Raw genomic sequence first — 15,393 nt, 5'->3', positions numbered from 1 at the left:
TAAAATGCCGCAGCCTTCCCAAGGGCGCTACGCGGCAAAGCGGAGACCGACATTGCCCAAGAAACTGAGCGACTTCAAATATATGAGCTTCGACGTGGTGGGAACTCTCATCGACTTCGAAGGTGGCTTGAAATCGACCCTGATCCAGATCGGCGCTGAAAACGGCGTTGAGGTCGATGGTGAAAAGGCGCTCGGCCTTTACCGCGTGGCGCGTTACTCCGACGCCACCGATCTGTTTCCGGACGATCTCGTCCGCGTCTACCTGATCATCGCTCCGGAACTCGGTTTGCCGGCGGAGCGCGCTCTGGGTGAGCGCCTGCGCGACGCGGCAAAAAACTGGAAAGGCTTTGAAGACAGCCGTGCCGCGATGGCCGAGCTTGCAAAGACGCATCGTCTCATTGCCATGACCAACGCCCAGCGCTGGGCCTTCGAATATTTCTCGAAGGAACTCGGTAGTCCCTTTTACGCCGCTTTCACAGCGGATGATACCGGCACGGAAAAGCCGGATCCCGCATTCTTCGAGAAGGTTTTCGCCTTCGTTGAAAGCGAAGGCGCATCGAAGGACGACATTCTGCACGTTGCGCAGAGCCAGTACCACGATATCGGCATTTCACGGAAACTCGGGATGACCAATTGCTGGATAGAGCGCCGCCACGCCCAGAAGGGATATGGCGGCACCATCGAGCCGGAGAACTTTACCGAACCGGATTATCACTTCACCTCGATGGCCGGCCTTGCCGAGGCCACGAGACACTCGGTCCGCTGAACCGCCTGTGGCATGACGCGCACTGGGGCGCGGATGCCGAAAATTTCTGCAGATGCCATTTCAACAAATCATACAAAAGGGGAAGACCATGAGTGACAGGATTACAAATTGGACCCGCTCTGACGATGCCGCCGTTGAACAGGCTATCCGTCGCGGCGCGACGCGGCGAGAGCTGCTTCACATGATGCTGGCCGGCGGCGTAGCACTTTCCGCCGGTTCGGCCATTCTCAGCCGCGCCTCGCAGGCTCTGGCGGCCACTCCCGTTTCCGGTGGCACGCTGAAGGCGGCCGGCTGGTCTTCCTCCACGGCCGACACGCTCGATCCCGCAAAAGCCTCGCTTTCGACGGATTACGTTCGTTGCTGCGCGCTCTATAATCGGCTGAGCTTCCTCGATGTTTCCGGCACGCCCCAGATGGAGCTGGCCGAATCCATCGAAACGAAGGACGCCAAGACCTGGACGGTGAAGCTGCGTTCCGGCGTCACCTTCCATGACGGCAAGGCGCTGACCGCCGATGACGTGGTCTATTCGCTGAAGCGTCACCTTGACCCGGCTGTCGGTTCGAAGGTCGCCAAGATCGCCGCCCAGATGACCGGCTTCAAGGCGATCGACAAGAGCACCGTCGAGATCACGCTGGCAAACGCGAATGCAGACCTGCCGGCCATCCTGGCATTGCATCATTTCATGATCGTTGCCGATGGCGCGACCGATTTCTCCAAGGGGAACGGCACCGGTGCCTTCAAGCTGGAGAAATTCGAACCCGGCGTCCGCTCGATCATGTCGAAAAACACCAATTACTGGAAACAGGGTGGCCCGCACGTCGATAGCTTCGAATTCTTCGCGATTGCCGAAGACAATGCCCGCGTTAATGCCCTCATTTCGGGCGATATCCACCTCGCAGCGGCTATCAATCCGCGTTCGCTGCGTCTGCTCGACAAGCAGGAAGGCATCGTTCTGTCCAAGGGAACGTCCGGCAACTACACCAACCTCAATATGCGGCTGGACCAGACGCCCGGCAACAATGCCGATTTCATCGCCGGCATGAAGTCGATCGTCAACCGCGAGCAGATCGTCAAGGCGGCTCTGCGCGGCCTCGGCGAAGTCGGCAACGACCAGCCCGTGCCGCCAATGAGTCCCTACCACAATCCGGACCTCAAGCCGAAGGCCTTCGATCCTGATAAGGCGAAGTTCCACTTTGAAAAAGCGGGGCTTATCGGTCAGTCCATCCCGGTCATCACCTCGGATGCCGCAAACTCTGCTGTGGACATGGCGATGATCATCCAGGCGTCGGCCGCAGAAATCGGTGTAAAGCTGGATGTGCAGCGCGTTCCCTCGGACGGTTACTGGAGCAATTACTGGCTCAAGGCGCCTATTCACTTCGGCAACATCAACCCGCGCCCGACCCCGGATATTCTGTTCTCGCTGCTTTACGCCTCCGACGCGCCGTGGAACGAAAGCCAGTACAAGTCGCCGAAGTTCGACAAGATGATGCTCGAAGCACGCGGCATGCTGGACATGGACAAGCGCAAGCAGATCTACTTCGAAATGGAAAAGATGATCGCCGACGAAGCCGGCACCATCATTCCCGCCTATATCACCAATGTCGACGCCATCACCTCCAAGCTGAAGGGCCTGGAAGCCAATCCGCTCGGCGGCATGATGGGTTACGCCTTTGCTGAATACGTCTGGCTCGAAGCCTGATAGACCAAGGGGCCGGGCGCTGATGCGCCCGGCAACCTTTCCGCCGGTGCGGAAAGCCTCCACAGCTGGAGCGAAACTTTGAAAAATAAGCGGTTTTCGCCTGATATATCGCCCAAGCAATACAATTTGGATCATGATGATTTCAGGTCGATCCGGCCTGAAATCATCATGACCCAGGCAGGTCGCAGGAGCATGTAAATGAACAGCCGGATACTCTCCCTTATCGCCAGGCGGCTGGTCGTCATGCTGACGACGCTGCTTATCGTATCGTTTATCGTCTTTTCCGCCACGAGCCTCCTGCCCGGCGACACGGCAACGATCCTTCTTGGCCAGTCGGCAACGCCGGAGGCCGTGGCTGGTCTGCGCACCGCCATGCATCTCGATGACCCGGCCCTTCTGCGTTTTGTCCGCTGGCTTTTTGGCCTGCTGCACGGCGAACTCGGCACGTCCTACGCCAACAATATGGCGATCGCCGACCTCATAGGTCCACGTTTCGTCAACTCCATGAAGCTTGCCGGCATCACCACTGTTATCGCCGTGCCGCTGGCCCTGACGCTCGGCATCAGCTCCGCCATGCTGCGTGGAACGCTTTATGATCGCGCCGTCACCATCCTGACCATCGGTGTCATTTCCGTGCCGGAATTCATGATCGCGACGCTCGCCGTTCTGCTGTTCGCCGTATACCTGAAGTGGCTGCCGGCCCTGTCGCTGGTTAGCGAGGTGCATACCGTGTTCGATATGCTGCGGGTTTACGCCATGCCGGTCATCACCCTCACCTTCGTCGTGTCGGCACAGATGATCCGCATGAGCCGCGCCGCCGTCATCGAGACGCTCGATACGCCCTATGTGGAAATGGCGCTCCTGAAGGGCGCACCGCGCATGCGCATCGTCCTGCGTCACGCGCTTCCCAACGCGCTCGGCCCCATCGTCAATGCGGTTGCTTTGTCGCTTTCCTATCTCGTCGGCGGCGTCATCATCGTCGAGACCATCTTCAATTATCCCGGCATCGCCAAGCTGATGGTTGATGGCGTCGCGACCCGCGACCTGCCACTGATCCAGAGCTGCGCAATGATTTTCTGCGTCGGTTATCTCCTCCTCATCACAACCGCCGATATCATTGCCATCATGTCCAATCCGAGGCTGCGCTGATGACCGACCATATCAAAATAACTTCGGGGACCTCGCGCTTGGGTTACAAAATCAACGTCGTCGGCGTTTTCGGCTTTCTCGTCATTTTTCTCTGGGCCATGGTCGCGATCTTTGCGCCCTATCTCATCCCGCATCCCGTCGGTGAAATCGTCGATCTCGATTATTTCGGTCCGATGACCTCCGATCTCTGGCTCGGCTCCGACTATCTCGGCCGCGACGTGTTTTCCCGCATTCTCATGGGGGCGCGTTTCACGGTCGGCATTTCACTTGCGGCCGTCACCATCGCCTGCGTGTCCGGTGTCGTTCTCGGCATGAGCGCTGCCGTGGTCGGCGGCTGGTTCGATGCGGCACTCAGCCGTTTTCTCGATGCGGTGAACTCCATTCCAAGCAAGCTTTTCGGGCTTGTGGTTGTCGCTGCCGTCGGCTCCTCCATTCCAGTGCTGATCGTCACCCTGTCGGTTATCTATACGCCGGGCGCCTATCGCTTTGCCCGGGCGCTCGCCGTCAATGTCAACACCATGGATTTCGTCACCGTCGCCCGCGTGCGCGGCGAGAGCCTCTTGCACCTCATCAGCTCCGAAATCCTTCCAAACATCATCCGTCCTGTGCTGGCCGATCTCGGCGTGCGCTTTGTGTTCATCGTGCTGCTTCTGTCGGGCCTTTCCTTCCTCGGTCTCGGCCTGCAGCCGCCGAATGCAGACTGGGGTGCGCTGGTGCGTGAAAACATCGGCGGCCTGCCCTTTGCCGCGCCAGCCGTGATCTTTCCGTCGTTGGCGATTGCCAGCCTGACGATCAGCGTCAATCTGCTGATCGACAATCTGCCGCAGAAAATCCGCGACAGGAGCGAATAATGACCAATCTTGTTGAAATCCGTGGACTTAAAGTCGAGGCGACCACCGATTCCGGCCGCCGCATCCAAATCATCAGGGGTGTAGACATCGATATCGCCGATGGCGAGATCGTCGCATTGATCGGCGAAAGCGGCTCCGGCAAGACCACCATTGCACTGACATTGATGGGATATGCCCGCCCAGGCTGCCGTATTTCCGGTGGCAGCGTCACGGTGGCAGGCCGCGACATGGTACAGCTTTCCGAAACGGAACGGGCGAAGATCCGCGGCACGAAAATCTCCTACGTCCCGCAGAGCGCCGCAGCCGCCTTCAATCCGGCGCAAAAGATTATCGACCAGGTCATAGAGGTCACCCGCATCCACGATCTGATGCCGCCGCAGGAGGCGCGCCAAAGAGCGGTGGAACTGTTCAAGGCATTGTCGCTGCCCAATCCCGAAACCATCGGCGAGCGTTATCCGCACCAGGTTTCCGGCGGCCAGCTTCAGCGTCTCTCCGCCGCCATGGCGCTGATCGGCAACCCGGAACTGGTCATTTTCGACGAACCGACCACAGCACTCGACGTGACAACACAGATCGAGGTTCTCCGTGCATTCAAATCAGCGATGCGCAAGGGCGGTATCGGCGGCGTCTATGTTTCGCACGATCTCGCCGTCGTCGCCCAGATTGCCGACCGGATCGTGGTGCTGAAAGGCGGCGAGATACAGGAAACCGGCACGACCACGGATATTCTCGAGAATGCCCAGCATCCTTATACGCGGGAGTTGCTCACCGCTTTTAACGACAAGGTACGCACCGTAGCGCCGCTAAAACAAAGTGACGCGAAGCCACTGCTGGATATCGAGAAGCTGATCGCCGGATATGGAACGAAAGGCGATGACCATATGCCGCTGGTACGTGCGGTCGATTCCGTCAGCCTTGCGGTCTATCCCGGACGCAATCTCGGCATCATCGGCGAATCCGGTTGCGGAAAATCGACGCTGGCGCGCGCCATTGCCGGCATTCTGCCCGCCGCCAGCGGTCATGTCATCTTCGAAGGCCGGCAGCTGGATGCCGACGCCCGCCGACGCACCAGCGATCAATTGCGCCGCATGCAGATCGTCTTCCAATATGCCGATACGGCGCTCAACCCGGCCAAATCCATCGAGGATATTCTCGGCCGGCCACTGACCTTTTATCACGGCATGAGAGGCAAGGCGCGCGACGCCCGGATCGACCAGTTGCTGGATATGGTGAAGCTGCCGCGCTCGGTTCGCCACCGCCATCCTTCCGGCCTGTCGGGCGGACAGAAGCAGCGCGTCAACTTCGCCCGCGCGCTCGCAGCAGAACCATCGCTCATCATTTGCGATGAAATTACCTCGGCGCTTGATACGGTCGTCGCAGCCGCGATCATCGACCTGCTCGGCGAACTCCAGCGAGAGCTGAACCTCTCCTACATCTTCATCAGCCACGATCTCTCCGTGGTGGAAACCATCTGCGACGAAATCGTCGTGATGTATGGCGGGCAGAAAGTGGAGCATCTGGAAACGGAGGCGATCAAGTCGCCGACGCATCCCTATTCGAAGCTCCTGTTCTCCTCGGTACCGAAGCTCGACCCGAAATGGCTCGACAATCTTCAGCAGGATGCAGAGTTGGTGCAGGCGTTTTCCAAGAGGTGACAACATCAGTTTCGTCATCCTCGGGCTCGTCCCCAGGATGACGTCGAGTATGAAGCGACGTGTCTCGATACTCTGGCGCCCCTGCAAAGGGACGTCTTCCACCTTAAAGCGGAAACAGGCTGGTCAGCGGCATATGCGATTTGATGATCGGCGATTTCAGCACAACGAAGCTGAAATATTTGTCGATACCGACATCCATGTCCGTCAGCCGCTCCATGATCGACTGATATTCGACGATGCCGGAGGTGACGAATTTCAGGAGGTAATCGTAACCGCCTGAAACGAGGTGGCATTCCACCACCTGATCGATCTTTTCGATAACGCCGAGAAAACGGGCGAAGTCGATCTGGCGGTGGTTCTTGAGCGTGATCTCGGTGAATACCGTCAGCGTCTGGCCGAGCTTGTTGATGTTGATCTGTGCCGAATAACCTTCGATATAGCCCTCGGCCTGAAGCTTCTTGACGCGCATCAGGCAGGGGCTTGGCGAGAGATTGACAAGCTCCGCCAGCTCGACATTGGTGATGCGACCATTTTTCTGGAGTTCGTAAAGGATCTTGATGTCGATCCGGTCAAGTTTCATCACGTGCGGAACCCCTTTTATATTTTTTCGTGCACGCGGCATAAAATTCTGACGCGGCCATGGAAATCTTATCACATGAGCGAGCCCTGTCGACGCGGGGATGTTTTTTTCATCCAGCATAAAGAGTTGCAGACATGGCGACGAACAGCAGGAGATTCCGGCAATCGGCGGAGTCTGGCAGCGTTTACCCGGCGACCAAGGTAAATTAAGACGAATACAAGGAGCCCCACCATGCCTGCGCCGCTGCAACAGATCACGACATCACCGGAACTGCCGAAATCCGCGGACGCCGTCATTATCGGCGGCGGCATCGTCGGCGTTTTCGCAGCCTATTACCTCGCCCGGCATGGCCTGAAAGTGGCTCTTGTCGAAAAAGGCCTTGTTGGCGCGGAGCAATCCAGCCGCAACTGGGGTTGGTGCCGGCAGCAGAACCGCGACGCCCGCGAATTGCCGATTTCAACGCAGAGCCTGGCGCTCTGGGAACGGTTTGCCGCAGAAAGCGGCGAAGACACCGGTTTCCGCCGCTGCGGATTGTTCTACCTGAGCGACAACGAAGCTGAAATTGCCGGCTGGGCGCGCTGGCGCGACTTTGCCATCACCGCAGGCGTGACGACGCATATGTTGAGCGCGGATGAGGCGAGCAACCGCGGACGCGCAACGGGAAAACGCTGGAAGGGTGGCGTCTTTTCGCCAACGGACGGCACCGCCGATCCCTCGATGGCGGCGCCGGCCGTCGCGCGCGCCCTCATGAAACTGGGCGGAACGGTGCACCAGAATTGCGCCGCGCGCGGTCTGGAGACGGAAGGTGGTCGCGTTAGCGCCGTCGTTACCGAAAAAGGCACGATCCGCACCAAAACCGCCATCATGTCCGGCGGAGCCTGGGCCTCGTCCTTCTGCCGCCAGCTCGGAATTCGTTTTCCGCAGGCCGCTGTCCGCTCCTCAATCCTGTCCGTCACAGCAGGTGCGGAAGGACTGCCAGATGCACTGCATACAAAAGCCGTTTCTGTAACACGCCGGAACAACGGCGGTTACACGCTCGCCATCAGCGGCCTCGGTCGCATCGACCCGACCGCGCAGCAAATGCGGTTTGCACGCGAATTCGTTCCGATGTTCCTCAAGCGCTGGCGCAGCCTGCGACCGGGTGGATTGGAAGGGGTTCGCGGTGGGCACGAAACGCTGAAACACTGGCGGCTCGATGCGCAGACGCCGATGGAGCGGGTTCGCATTCTCGATCCGAAACCGAATGCCGCCGCCATCCGTGAGACCCACAAAAGAGCGCTGGAACTTCTGCCTGCACTCCGCAAAACCCAGATATCCGCTGCCTGGGCCGGCTTCATCGACAGCACGCCGGATGGTGTGCCCGCCATCGGCGAGACTAGCGAATTGCCCGGTTTCATCCTCGCCGCCGGTTTCAGCGGCCACGGTTTCGGCATCGGACCCGGTGCTGGCCACCTGATCGCCGATATCGTGACGGGTTCAACCCCGATCGTTGACCCCGCCCCGTATCATCCCAGCCGTTTCCTTGACTCGTCATGGGGCAAGGTCGCGGATTTCTGATTGTTCTGCGCAGGCTAACAGACGAATAAAACAGCACCCGCAGGCATGACCTGCGGGTGCTGCCGTCCACCGCATTTATTCGACCGGTCAGCTTTTCGGCAGGCCGGGTGGGTTGGTTCGCGATTCCGGCAAGGCCTCTTCCGAAAGCTGCCAGCGTTCCAGTATCTTCGCGTAAGCACCGCTCTTGATCAGATCGTTGGTGGCGAGCGTCAGCGCATCGGCCAGTCCCGAACCCTTGCGGGTGGTGATGGCGACATCCGAACGTTCCGGCCAGCCGGCGGAGAGTGTTCCGACACGCTTGATCGTCTTGTCACGCGCGGCGATGAAGACCAGCTGCGCATGCGGCTGGACGATCACATCCGCCCGCCCGGCAGAAAGCGCGACAAGCCGGGTGGCCTCGTCGTCATAATATTGCAGCTCAAGCGGCTTTAATCCGGCGGCGACATTCTCGTCATTCCATTTCAGCAGAATACGCTCCTGATTGGTGCCAGCACCGACGATGATCTTCAGGCCCGCCGCGTCCTTCGGCTCATTGATGGCGGTGATGCCGCTATCGGATTTGACGAAAAATCCGTGCAGGCCCTGACGATAGGTGGAGAAGTCGAACTTCTCCTTGCGCTGCTCGGTCACCCCGACATTGGAGATGACAGCATCGTATTTGCCGGAGGCAAGCCCCAGCGGCCAATCCGCCCAGGCCACAGCCACCAGCTCAAGCTCGAGGCCGAGGCTGTCGGCCACGGCAAGCGCATAGTCCGGATCGGCACCCACCACGGTCTTAGCATCCGTTGCATAGGTTGCGAGCGGTGGTCCGCCGGGTGCAACGGCAACGGTGAGTTTGCCCGGGGTGATGAATTTGAAATCTTTCGGGATGGCGGCAATCGCTGCGGGGTCTTTTTCTACCCTGATCCGGCCAGGCTGGTCCGGCGAAAGGTCGAAGACATCGGTTGCGAAAGCCGATCCGAAAGCGGCGATGGAGAGAAGCGCACCGAGCGCGGCTGTCGCGAGACGAGAGGTGAAGGTCATTTAGGTTTCCCGATAAAATGATTGCGGGACGGAGGTAGCGCGGGCGGGAGGAGCCCGCGCTACCGGCTGAGTGATGTCCCACCTTCAACTCAGCGTGTTGGCAACTCCGCTTTTCTAGAAAACCGGCCGTTAGCTCTTGGGCAGACCGGGCGGATTGGTGCGGGATTCGGTGATGGCTTCCGAACCGAGGTTCCAGCGGGCGAGAACCTTGCCGTAATTGCCGTTCTTGATCTGGGCATTCAGCGCCGCCGTGATGGCTGCGGCAATTCCGGCATCCTTTTTGGAGGCAACGGCGATTTCCGCCGCTTCCGGCCAGCCGCCGGAGAAGGTACCAACGAGCTTGGTCTTCTTCTGGCTTGCTGCCTGGAAGGCCGATGTTGCGTTAGGGCCGAGATAGGCGTCCGCGCGACCTGATTGCAGGGCGACATCAAGCACGGCCTGATCGTCGTAATATTGCACCTCGGTATCGGCCAAACCCTTGGCCTTGTTGTCCTTGATCCATTTCAGCAGGATCTGCTCCTGATTGGTGGCAGCACCGACAATGACCTTCAACCCGGCCACGTCCTCGGGCTTGCTGATGCTCGTCACCTTGCTGTTGCTGCCCACGTAAAAGCCGAGCAGGTCGTTGCGGTAGCTGGAGAAGTCGAACTTTTCCTTGCGGGCTTCCGTCACCGTGATGTTGGAGGTGACGGCATCATATTTGCCGGAGGTGAGACCCAGCGGCCAATCGGCCCAGGCGATGGGAACTAGCTGAAGTTCAAGGCCAAGACTGTCAGCAACCAGCTGGGCGATATCCGGCTCCACGCCAACAGGCGTTTTTGTATCGCTGGCATAATCGACCAGCGGCAGCCGGAATGGCACGGTCGCGACCGTCAGCTTTCCATCCGCGACGAACTTGTGGCCAGCGGGCAGAAGCTTGATCGCCTCTTCCACCTTCTCGGCGCGCACCCGCCCCTTCTGCTCCGGCGACAGGTCGATTTCCTGCGCATGCGCAGCCGGTATCAGCGCGGTGGTAGCGGTGAAAAGACCGCCTGCAAGCAACGACAATAATTTCGATGAAAAAGCCATGCGAGTGTTTCCTTTGCTGTTTTGATTAGAGAACTTTTGCGAGGAATTCGGCGGTGCGGGGATGTTCCGGGCTGTTGAACACCTGTTCCGGCGTGCCCGTTTCGATGATGCGGCCCTGTTCCATGAAGACGACCCTGTCGGAGACTTCACGGGCAAAACCGATTTCATGGGTAACGATGATGAGCGTGACGCCGGAGCGGGAAAGCTCCTTGATGACATCAAGCACCTCGTTGACGAGTTCAGGATCGAGCGCGGATGTCGGCTCATCGAACAGCAACACCTTCGGCCGCAACGCCAGCGCCCGGGCGATCGCCACGCGTTGCTGCTGACCGCCGGAAAGCTGACGGGGATAAGCGCCAGCTTTTTCGGCAAGGCCGACGCGAGCCAGAAGATCGCGCGCCTCGGCCTGCGCCTGCTCTTTCGATATGCCACGAACGGCGATGGGTGCTTCGATGATGTTTTCAAGCGCGGTCAGATGCGGGAACAGGTTGAAGCTCTGAAACACCATGCCCACTTCGGCGCGGCGCTTGAGGATTTCCCGTTCCTTCAGCTCATAAAGCGTATCGCCCTTTTGACGATAACCGACCAGTTCACCGTCTATGGCGATAAAACCGTCATCAACGCGCTCGAGATGGTTGATGGAGCGCAGCAATGTGGACTTGCCGGAGCCGGATTGGCCGAGAATGGTGGTGACACTGCCTGCCGGAATGGAAAGGCTGATATCATCAAGCACCTTCAGCGACCCGAAGGATTTCGAAACGCCATGAATATTGACCGACCCGCCACGATTTCCGAGCTGAAAGCTCACGGCACGGGCAGGCACCGAACGCTCGGGCCTTGCGGCTGTCGTGGCCACCGTTTCCACGGCTTCAGGCAAGGGTTTGCGTGGAAGGAAGGTGCGGTAAATCGTGGCGAACAGCGACGGCGGCGGATTGCGCAGCGCACCGCGTGAAAAATGCCGCTCGATATGGTGCTGCACGATCGAAAGCGCCGTCAGGATCACCAGATACCAGACGGTCGCGACCATCAGCAGCGGAATCACTTCCAGATTGCGGCGATAGATGATCTGGATCGTGTAGAACAGCTCCGGCAGGGCAAGGATATAGACCTGCGAAGTCCCCTTGGCGAGGCCGATGATGTCGTTGAAGGCGGTGGGCAGGATGGAGCGCATCGCCTGCGGCAGAACGATGCGGGACGCCTGCCGCCGCCGGGGAAGGCCGAGTGCTGCGGCAGCCTCAAGCTGCCCCTGATCAACCGAGAGAATGCCGCCACGGACGATTTCGGATGCGAAGGCGGCCTGATTGAGCGTCAGCCCCAGAACGGCGGCCGCGAACGGCGTCATCAGCTGCGTGGTATTCCAGCTGAAGAAGTTGATGCCGGTATAGGGCACACCGATCGTTACGGTCTCATAGAGATAACCGAGATTGTTGAGGATCAGCAAAAGCACGATCAGCGGGATGGATCGAAAAATCCAGATATAGGTCCAGGATACGGCAACCAGCAGTGGCGAGCGTGAAACGCGGGCAAGCGCCAGCAGCGTTCCCAGCGCGAAACCGAGCACCGCACCGAGCGCGGTCAGCAGCAGCGTCCGGCCGAGACCTACCAACACCGGTTCAGCGAAAAACCATTCCGCAAAGACATCCCAGCCCCAGCGCGGATTGCCGAAAACGGAATGCAGAACGGCCGCAATGATGAGTACGGAGAAGACCGTTCCCACCGTCCGCAAGGGGTAGCGGGCCGGCACGATGCGGAAATGGGAATACCCACCCTTGATCGGTTCACCCTTCTGGTCACTCAATGCAACATGCGGAAAATCAGAGGCTATCGTCATCGGAAAAAGCCTTTCACGGGTGGGCCGGGGAAGAGTGCGGCCGGGCCGCCGGTATCGACGCGCCTTCCGCAACGGAGGCGGAGGCGCTATCGGCAAGCCATTTTTCGAAAGGCAGCGACCTGATCGTTTCAGGATCGGCGGACGTATCGAACAACGCGCGATAACCGTTGGTTAGATAAAGGCCGACCGCTTCCGGCTGGCGGAAGCCCGTGGTCAGATAGACACGGGCGTAACCCTGCCGGATCGCCTGGCGCTCCAGCTCCTGAAGCACTATTTTGGCAAGCCCCTGCCGGCGGTGGGCCGAATGGGTCCAGACCCGCTTGAACTCGGCGGTTTCCTCGTCGTAGCGCATGAAGGCACCGCCGGCGATCGCCTTGCCGCCACGCAAGAGCAGCAGGAAATTGCCCGACGGCGGGCTGAAAGCCTCCGGCGGATATTTGTTAAGTTCCGCCTTTGCGCCTTCCGCGTTGAAATATGTGCCGTAGCGGCTGTCATATTCGAACAGCAACTCCTCCAGAAGCGGGGTTGCGAGCGGATCCTTGACCGATGTGTAGAGAAAACTGTCGCTCATCTCATTGTCCTAAACTCGTTGCATCAGGAGAGGTATGCTTCGGCCAGACGCACCCAGAAGCGTGCCGCAGGCGCAATGATCGCATCGTTGAAATCGTAGTGAGGGCTGTGCAGCGGCGCGCTCTCGCCATTGCCGACGAAGAGATAGGAGCCCGGCCGCTCCAGAAGCATGAAGGCGAAATCCTCGCTCGCCGTTCGCGGCTGAAAGCCTTCGGCAACCTGTTCGGCTGGAAAATGCCGTTTGGCGACGTCGCGGGCAAAAGCTGTCTGCCTGATGTGATTGATGACGGGCGGGAAGCCACGGGAATAGGTGACATCGGCGCTTGCTCCGAAGCTTTCCGCCTGTGCTTTGGCAAGGGCGGGAAGCCGCTCCTCCAGTCTGTCGCGCACGGCGGGCGAAAAGGCCCGCGCGGTAATCTGCAGTTCGACACTCTCGGGAATGACGTTGGAAGCAGTTCCGCCATGGATGGAGCCTACCGTCAGCACCGCCATGTCTCGCGGGTCGACATTGCGCGAGACGATGCTCTGCAAGGCGGTGACGAAGCTTGCAGAGGCAAGAACCGGATCAACCGTTTCATGCGGCGCCGCCCCGTGCCCGCCCTTGCCGATGATCCGAACCTTCGCCTTGTCGACGGAGGCCATGGCAGGCCCTTCGACAAAGCCGAATTGTCCGGTTTCGACACCCGGCCAATTGTGCAGCCCGAACACGGCATCGACGGGAAACCGCTCGAAAAGCCTGTCCTTTATCATCGCTCTAGCACCTGCACCGATTTCCTCGGCCGGCTGGAAAATCAGCGTCAGTGTGCCAGAAAAACTCGATGTTTCGGCAAGATAACGAGCAGCGGCGAGCAGGATCGTCGTGTGACCGTCATGACCGCAGGCATGCATCACACCCTGTGTCTGGCTGGCATAGGCAAGACCGGTTTCTTCGACGATCGGCAGGGCGTCGATATCGGCGCGGATACCCAGACGCTTGTCACCATGACCACGTTTCAACGTGGCGACGACGCCATGGCCCCCGACACCCTCGGTCACCTCATATCCGAAGGAGAGGAGATAACGGGCAACGAGCGCCGCCGTGCGCTTTTCCCCAAGCGAAAGCTCCGGATGCCGGTGAAGATCGTGCCGGATGGCGATGCTTTCCTCGATGAAGGCAAGGATTCCCCGTTCGGCGTCGTCCTGCGGACGCGCGCCGTCAATGCGGATATTCATGGTTCTGGTCTCCTGTGCTGCGCTTTACCCGCACAGCACCTTGAAATTCTCTCCGGGCGGCAATGGCTGCCGCCCGCCCCGCTTTTATGCGATCGCCTTGTTGGGACCGCTTTCAGCGTGGGAATAGATGCTGTCCTTGAAAGGCAGGCCGAGATGCTCACGCAGCGTTGTGCCTTCCAGATGCGGTTCGAAATATCCGCGCCGTTGCAGCACCGGTATGACGAGGCGGATGAAATCATCCAGCCCTTCGGCAATCACCGGGAAGCCCAGAATGAAACCATCGGCCGCATCGTGCTCCACCCAGCGGATGATCTCGTCCGCCACCTTGTCCGGGGTTCCGATGAAACCTTCGCGCGGGGTCGCCGCCTCCAGCGCCGCTTCGCGCAACGTCTGGTTCTTTTCCTTCGCACGGCGCTTGATGCGGTCTGTCGTCGAACGGAAGCTGTTCTTGCCGATCTCACCAAGTTCGGGGAAAGGCTCATCCAGCGGATAAACACTGAAGTCGTGGTGGTCGAAGAAACGGCCGAGATAGGCGAGCGCATCCTCGATGGTGATGAGGTTGCGGATGATGTCGTATTTCGCTTCCGCCTCCTCCTGCGTCTCGCCCACAATCGGCCCGATGCCGGGGAAAATCTTCACGTCGGCAGCGGACCTGCCCTGCGCGACAGCACTCTGCTTCACGCGCTTGAGGAATGTCTGGTTTTCCTCGAGCGATGCGGAATTTGTAAAGACGGCGTCGGCATGTTTGCCCGCAAGCCCGATACCGGCATCCGAAGAACCCGCCTGGAAAATCACCGGCTGCCCCTGCGGCGAACGCTGGATGTTCAGCGGGCCTTCCACCTGGAAGAAGCGACCCTTGTGGCCGAGCGTGTGGAGTTTTTGCCTGTCGAAGAATTGTCCCGTCTCGCGGTTACGCACGAAGGCATCGTCATCCCAGCTGTCCCACAGGCCCTTGATCACCTCCAGATATTCATCGGCGATCTCGTAGCGCAGCGCATGTTCGGGATGGTTGCGGCTGTAGTTCTTCGCCGTACCTTCGAGTGGCGTCGTCACTGCATTCCAGCCGGCCCTGCCGCCGCTCAGAAGATCGAGCGAGGCGAACTGGCGCGCGATTGTGAAGGGGTCGCTGTAAGAGGTCGAAACCGTGCCGGCAAGACCGATCTTCGAGGTGACGGAGGCCAGCGCCGAAAGGATGGTCAAAGGCTCGAACCGGTTGAGGAAGTGCGGAATGGACTTGTCGTTGATGTAAAGCCCGTCGGCCACGAAGGCGAAGGCGATGCCGGCCGCTTCCGCCTTCAGCGCGTTCTTCCTGAAGAAATCGAAGTTGACGCTGGCATCAACTGGGCTTTTCGGGTGCCGCCAGGCGTTCATGTGGCCGCCGGGGCCCTGGAGCATGATGCCGAAACGGATTGTCTTTTTCGTCATGTCATTT

13 protein-coding genes are annotated in these 15,393 nt (G+C 59.5%); 6 read left to right on the top strand and 7 right to left on the bottom strand.

The window, feature by feature from the left end; translation table 11 throughout:
• Nucleotides 1-52: 52 nt before the first annotated feature.
• From CRO62_RS10225 to CRO62_RS10205, 5 genes are all read left to right on the top strand, one after another.
• Complete coding sequence (locus tag CRO62_RS10225; protein ID WP_097100073.1) at nt 53-766, top strand: HAD-IA family hydrolase; 714 nt, start codon at nt 53-55, stop codon at nt 764-766.
• An 88-nt stretch (nt 767-854) separates the two neighbouring features.
• The gene (locus CRO62_RS10220; protein WP_097100072.1) at nt 855-2,465 is read left to right on the top strand and encodes an ABC transporter substrate-binding protein; all 1,611 of its coding nucleotides are present in this window, start codon (nt 855-857) and stop codon (nt 2,463-2,465) included.
• 198 nt (nt 2,466-2,663) lie between these two features.
• Entirely contained in the window at nt 2,664-3,614 is a 951-nt protein-coding gene (locus CRO62_RS10215; RefSeq protein ID WP_097100071.1) for an ABC transporter permease, read from the top strand.
• Nucleotides 3,614-4,465, top strand: coding sequence for an ABC transporter permease (locus CRO62_RS10210; protein WP_097100070.1), 852 nt, complete (start codon nt 3,614-3,616; stop codon nt 4,463-4,465). The genes CRO62_RS10215 and CRO62_RS10210 overlap by 1 nt, the downstream gene beginning before the upstream one ends.
• Nucleotides 4,465-6,120, top strand: coding sequence for an ABC transporter ATP-binding protein (locus CRO62_RS10205; RefSeq protein ID WP_097100069.1), 1,656 nt, complete (start codon nt 4,465-4,467; stop codon nt 6,118-6,120). Before CRO62_RS10210 ends, CRO62_RS10205 begins: the two co-directional genes overlap by 1 nt.
• Nucleotides 6,121-6,223: 103 nt before the next feature.
• On the opposite strand, the gene CRO62_RS10200 is transcribed toward CRO62_RS10205, so the two are convergent.
• Nucleotides 6,224-6,700: an Lrp/AsnC family transcriptional regulator gene (locus CRO62_RS10200; protein WP_013761655.1), complete on the bottom strand. Its 477-nt coding sequence runs from the start codon at nt 6,698-6,700 to the stop codon at nt 6,224-6,226.
• Between the two features lie 231 nt (nt 6,701-6,931).
• Between CRO62_RS10200 and CRO62_RS10195 the strand changes: the two genes are divergently transcribed.
• Complete coding sequence (locus tag CRO62_RS10195; protein WP_097100068.1) at nt 6,932-8,257, top strand: NAD(P)/FAD-dependent oxidoreductase; 1,326 nt, start codon at nt 6,932-6,934, stop codon at nt 8,255-8,257.
• A gap of 87 nt (nt 8,258-8,344) precedes the next feature.
• On the opposite strand, the gene CRO62_RS10190 is transcribed toward CRO62_RS10195, so the two are convergent.
• From CRO62_RS10190 to CRO62_RS10165, 6 genes are all read right to left on the bottom strand, one after another.
• Entirely contained in the window at nt 8,345-9,280 is a 936-nt protein-coding gene (locus tag CRO62_RS10190; protein WP_097100067.1) for an ABC transporter substrate-binding protein, read from the bottom strand.
• Nucleotides 9,281-9,409: 129 nt separating this feature from the next.
• Complete coding sequence (locus CRO62_RS10185) at nt 9,410-10,348, bottom strand: ABC transporter substrate-binding protein (protein WP_097100066.1); 939 nt, start codon at nt 10,346-10,348, stop codon at nt 9,410-9,412.
• Between the two features lie 25 nt (nt 10,349-10,373).
• Nucleotides 10,374-12,179 (bottom strand): amino acid ABC transporter permease/ATP-binding protein, encoded by a 1,806-nt coding sequence (locus tag CRO62_RS10180; protein ID WP_097100065.1) that lies wholly within the window; start codon nt 12,177-12,179, stop codon nt 10,374-10,376.
• Nucleotides 12,180-12,192: 13 nt separating this feature from the next.
• A complete protein-coding gene (locus CRO62_RS10175) occupies nt 12,193-12,750 on the bottom strand; it encodes a GNAT family N-acetyltransferase (protein WP_003511088.1) in 558 nt (185 codons plus the stop codon).
• A 23-nt stretch (nt 12,751-12,773) separates the two neighbouring features.
• Complete coding sequence (locus CRO62_RS10170) at nt 12,774-13,961, bottom strand: M20 aminoacylase family protein (protein ID WP_097100064.1); 1,188 nt, start codon at nt 13,959-13,961, stop codon at nt 12,774-12,776.
• Between the two features lie 84 nt (nt 13,962-14,045).
• Nucleotides 14,046-15,386, bottom strand: a complete 1,341-nt coding sequence (locus tag CRO62_RS10165; RefSeq protein ID WP_097100063.1) for an LLM class flavin-dependent oxidoreductase — start codon at nt 15,384-15,386, stop codon at nt 14,046-14,048.
• Nucleotides 15,387-15,393: the final 7 nt, after the last annotated feature.

The organism is Rhizobium sp. AN6A, from assembly GCF_900215635.1.
Lineage (GTDB): Bacteria > Pseudomonadota > Alphaproteobacteria > Rhizobiales > Rhizobiaceae > Agrobacterium > Agrobacterium tumefaciens.
The sequence above is the reverse complement of the archived record's forward strand: the minus strand, read 5'-3'. Positions and strand labels throughout refer to the sequence as shown.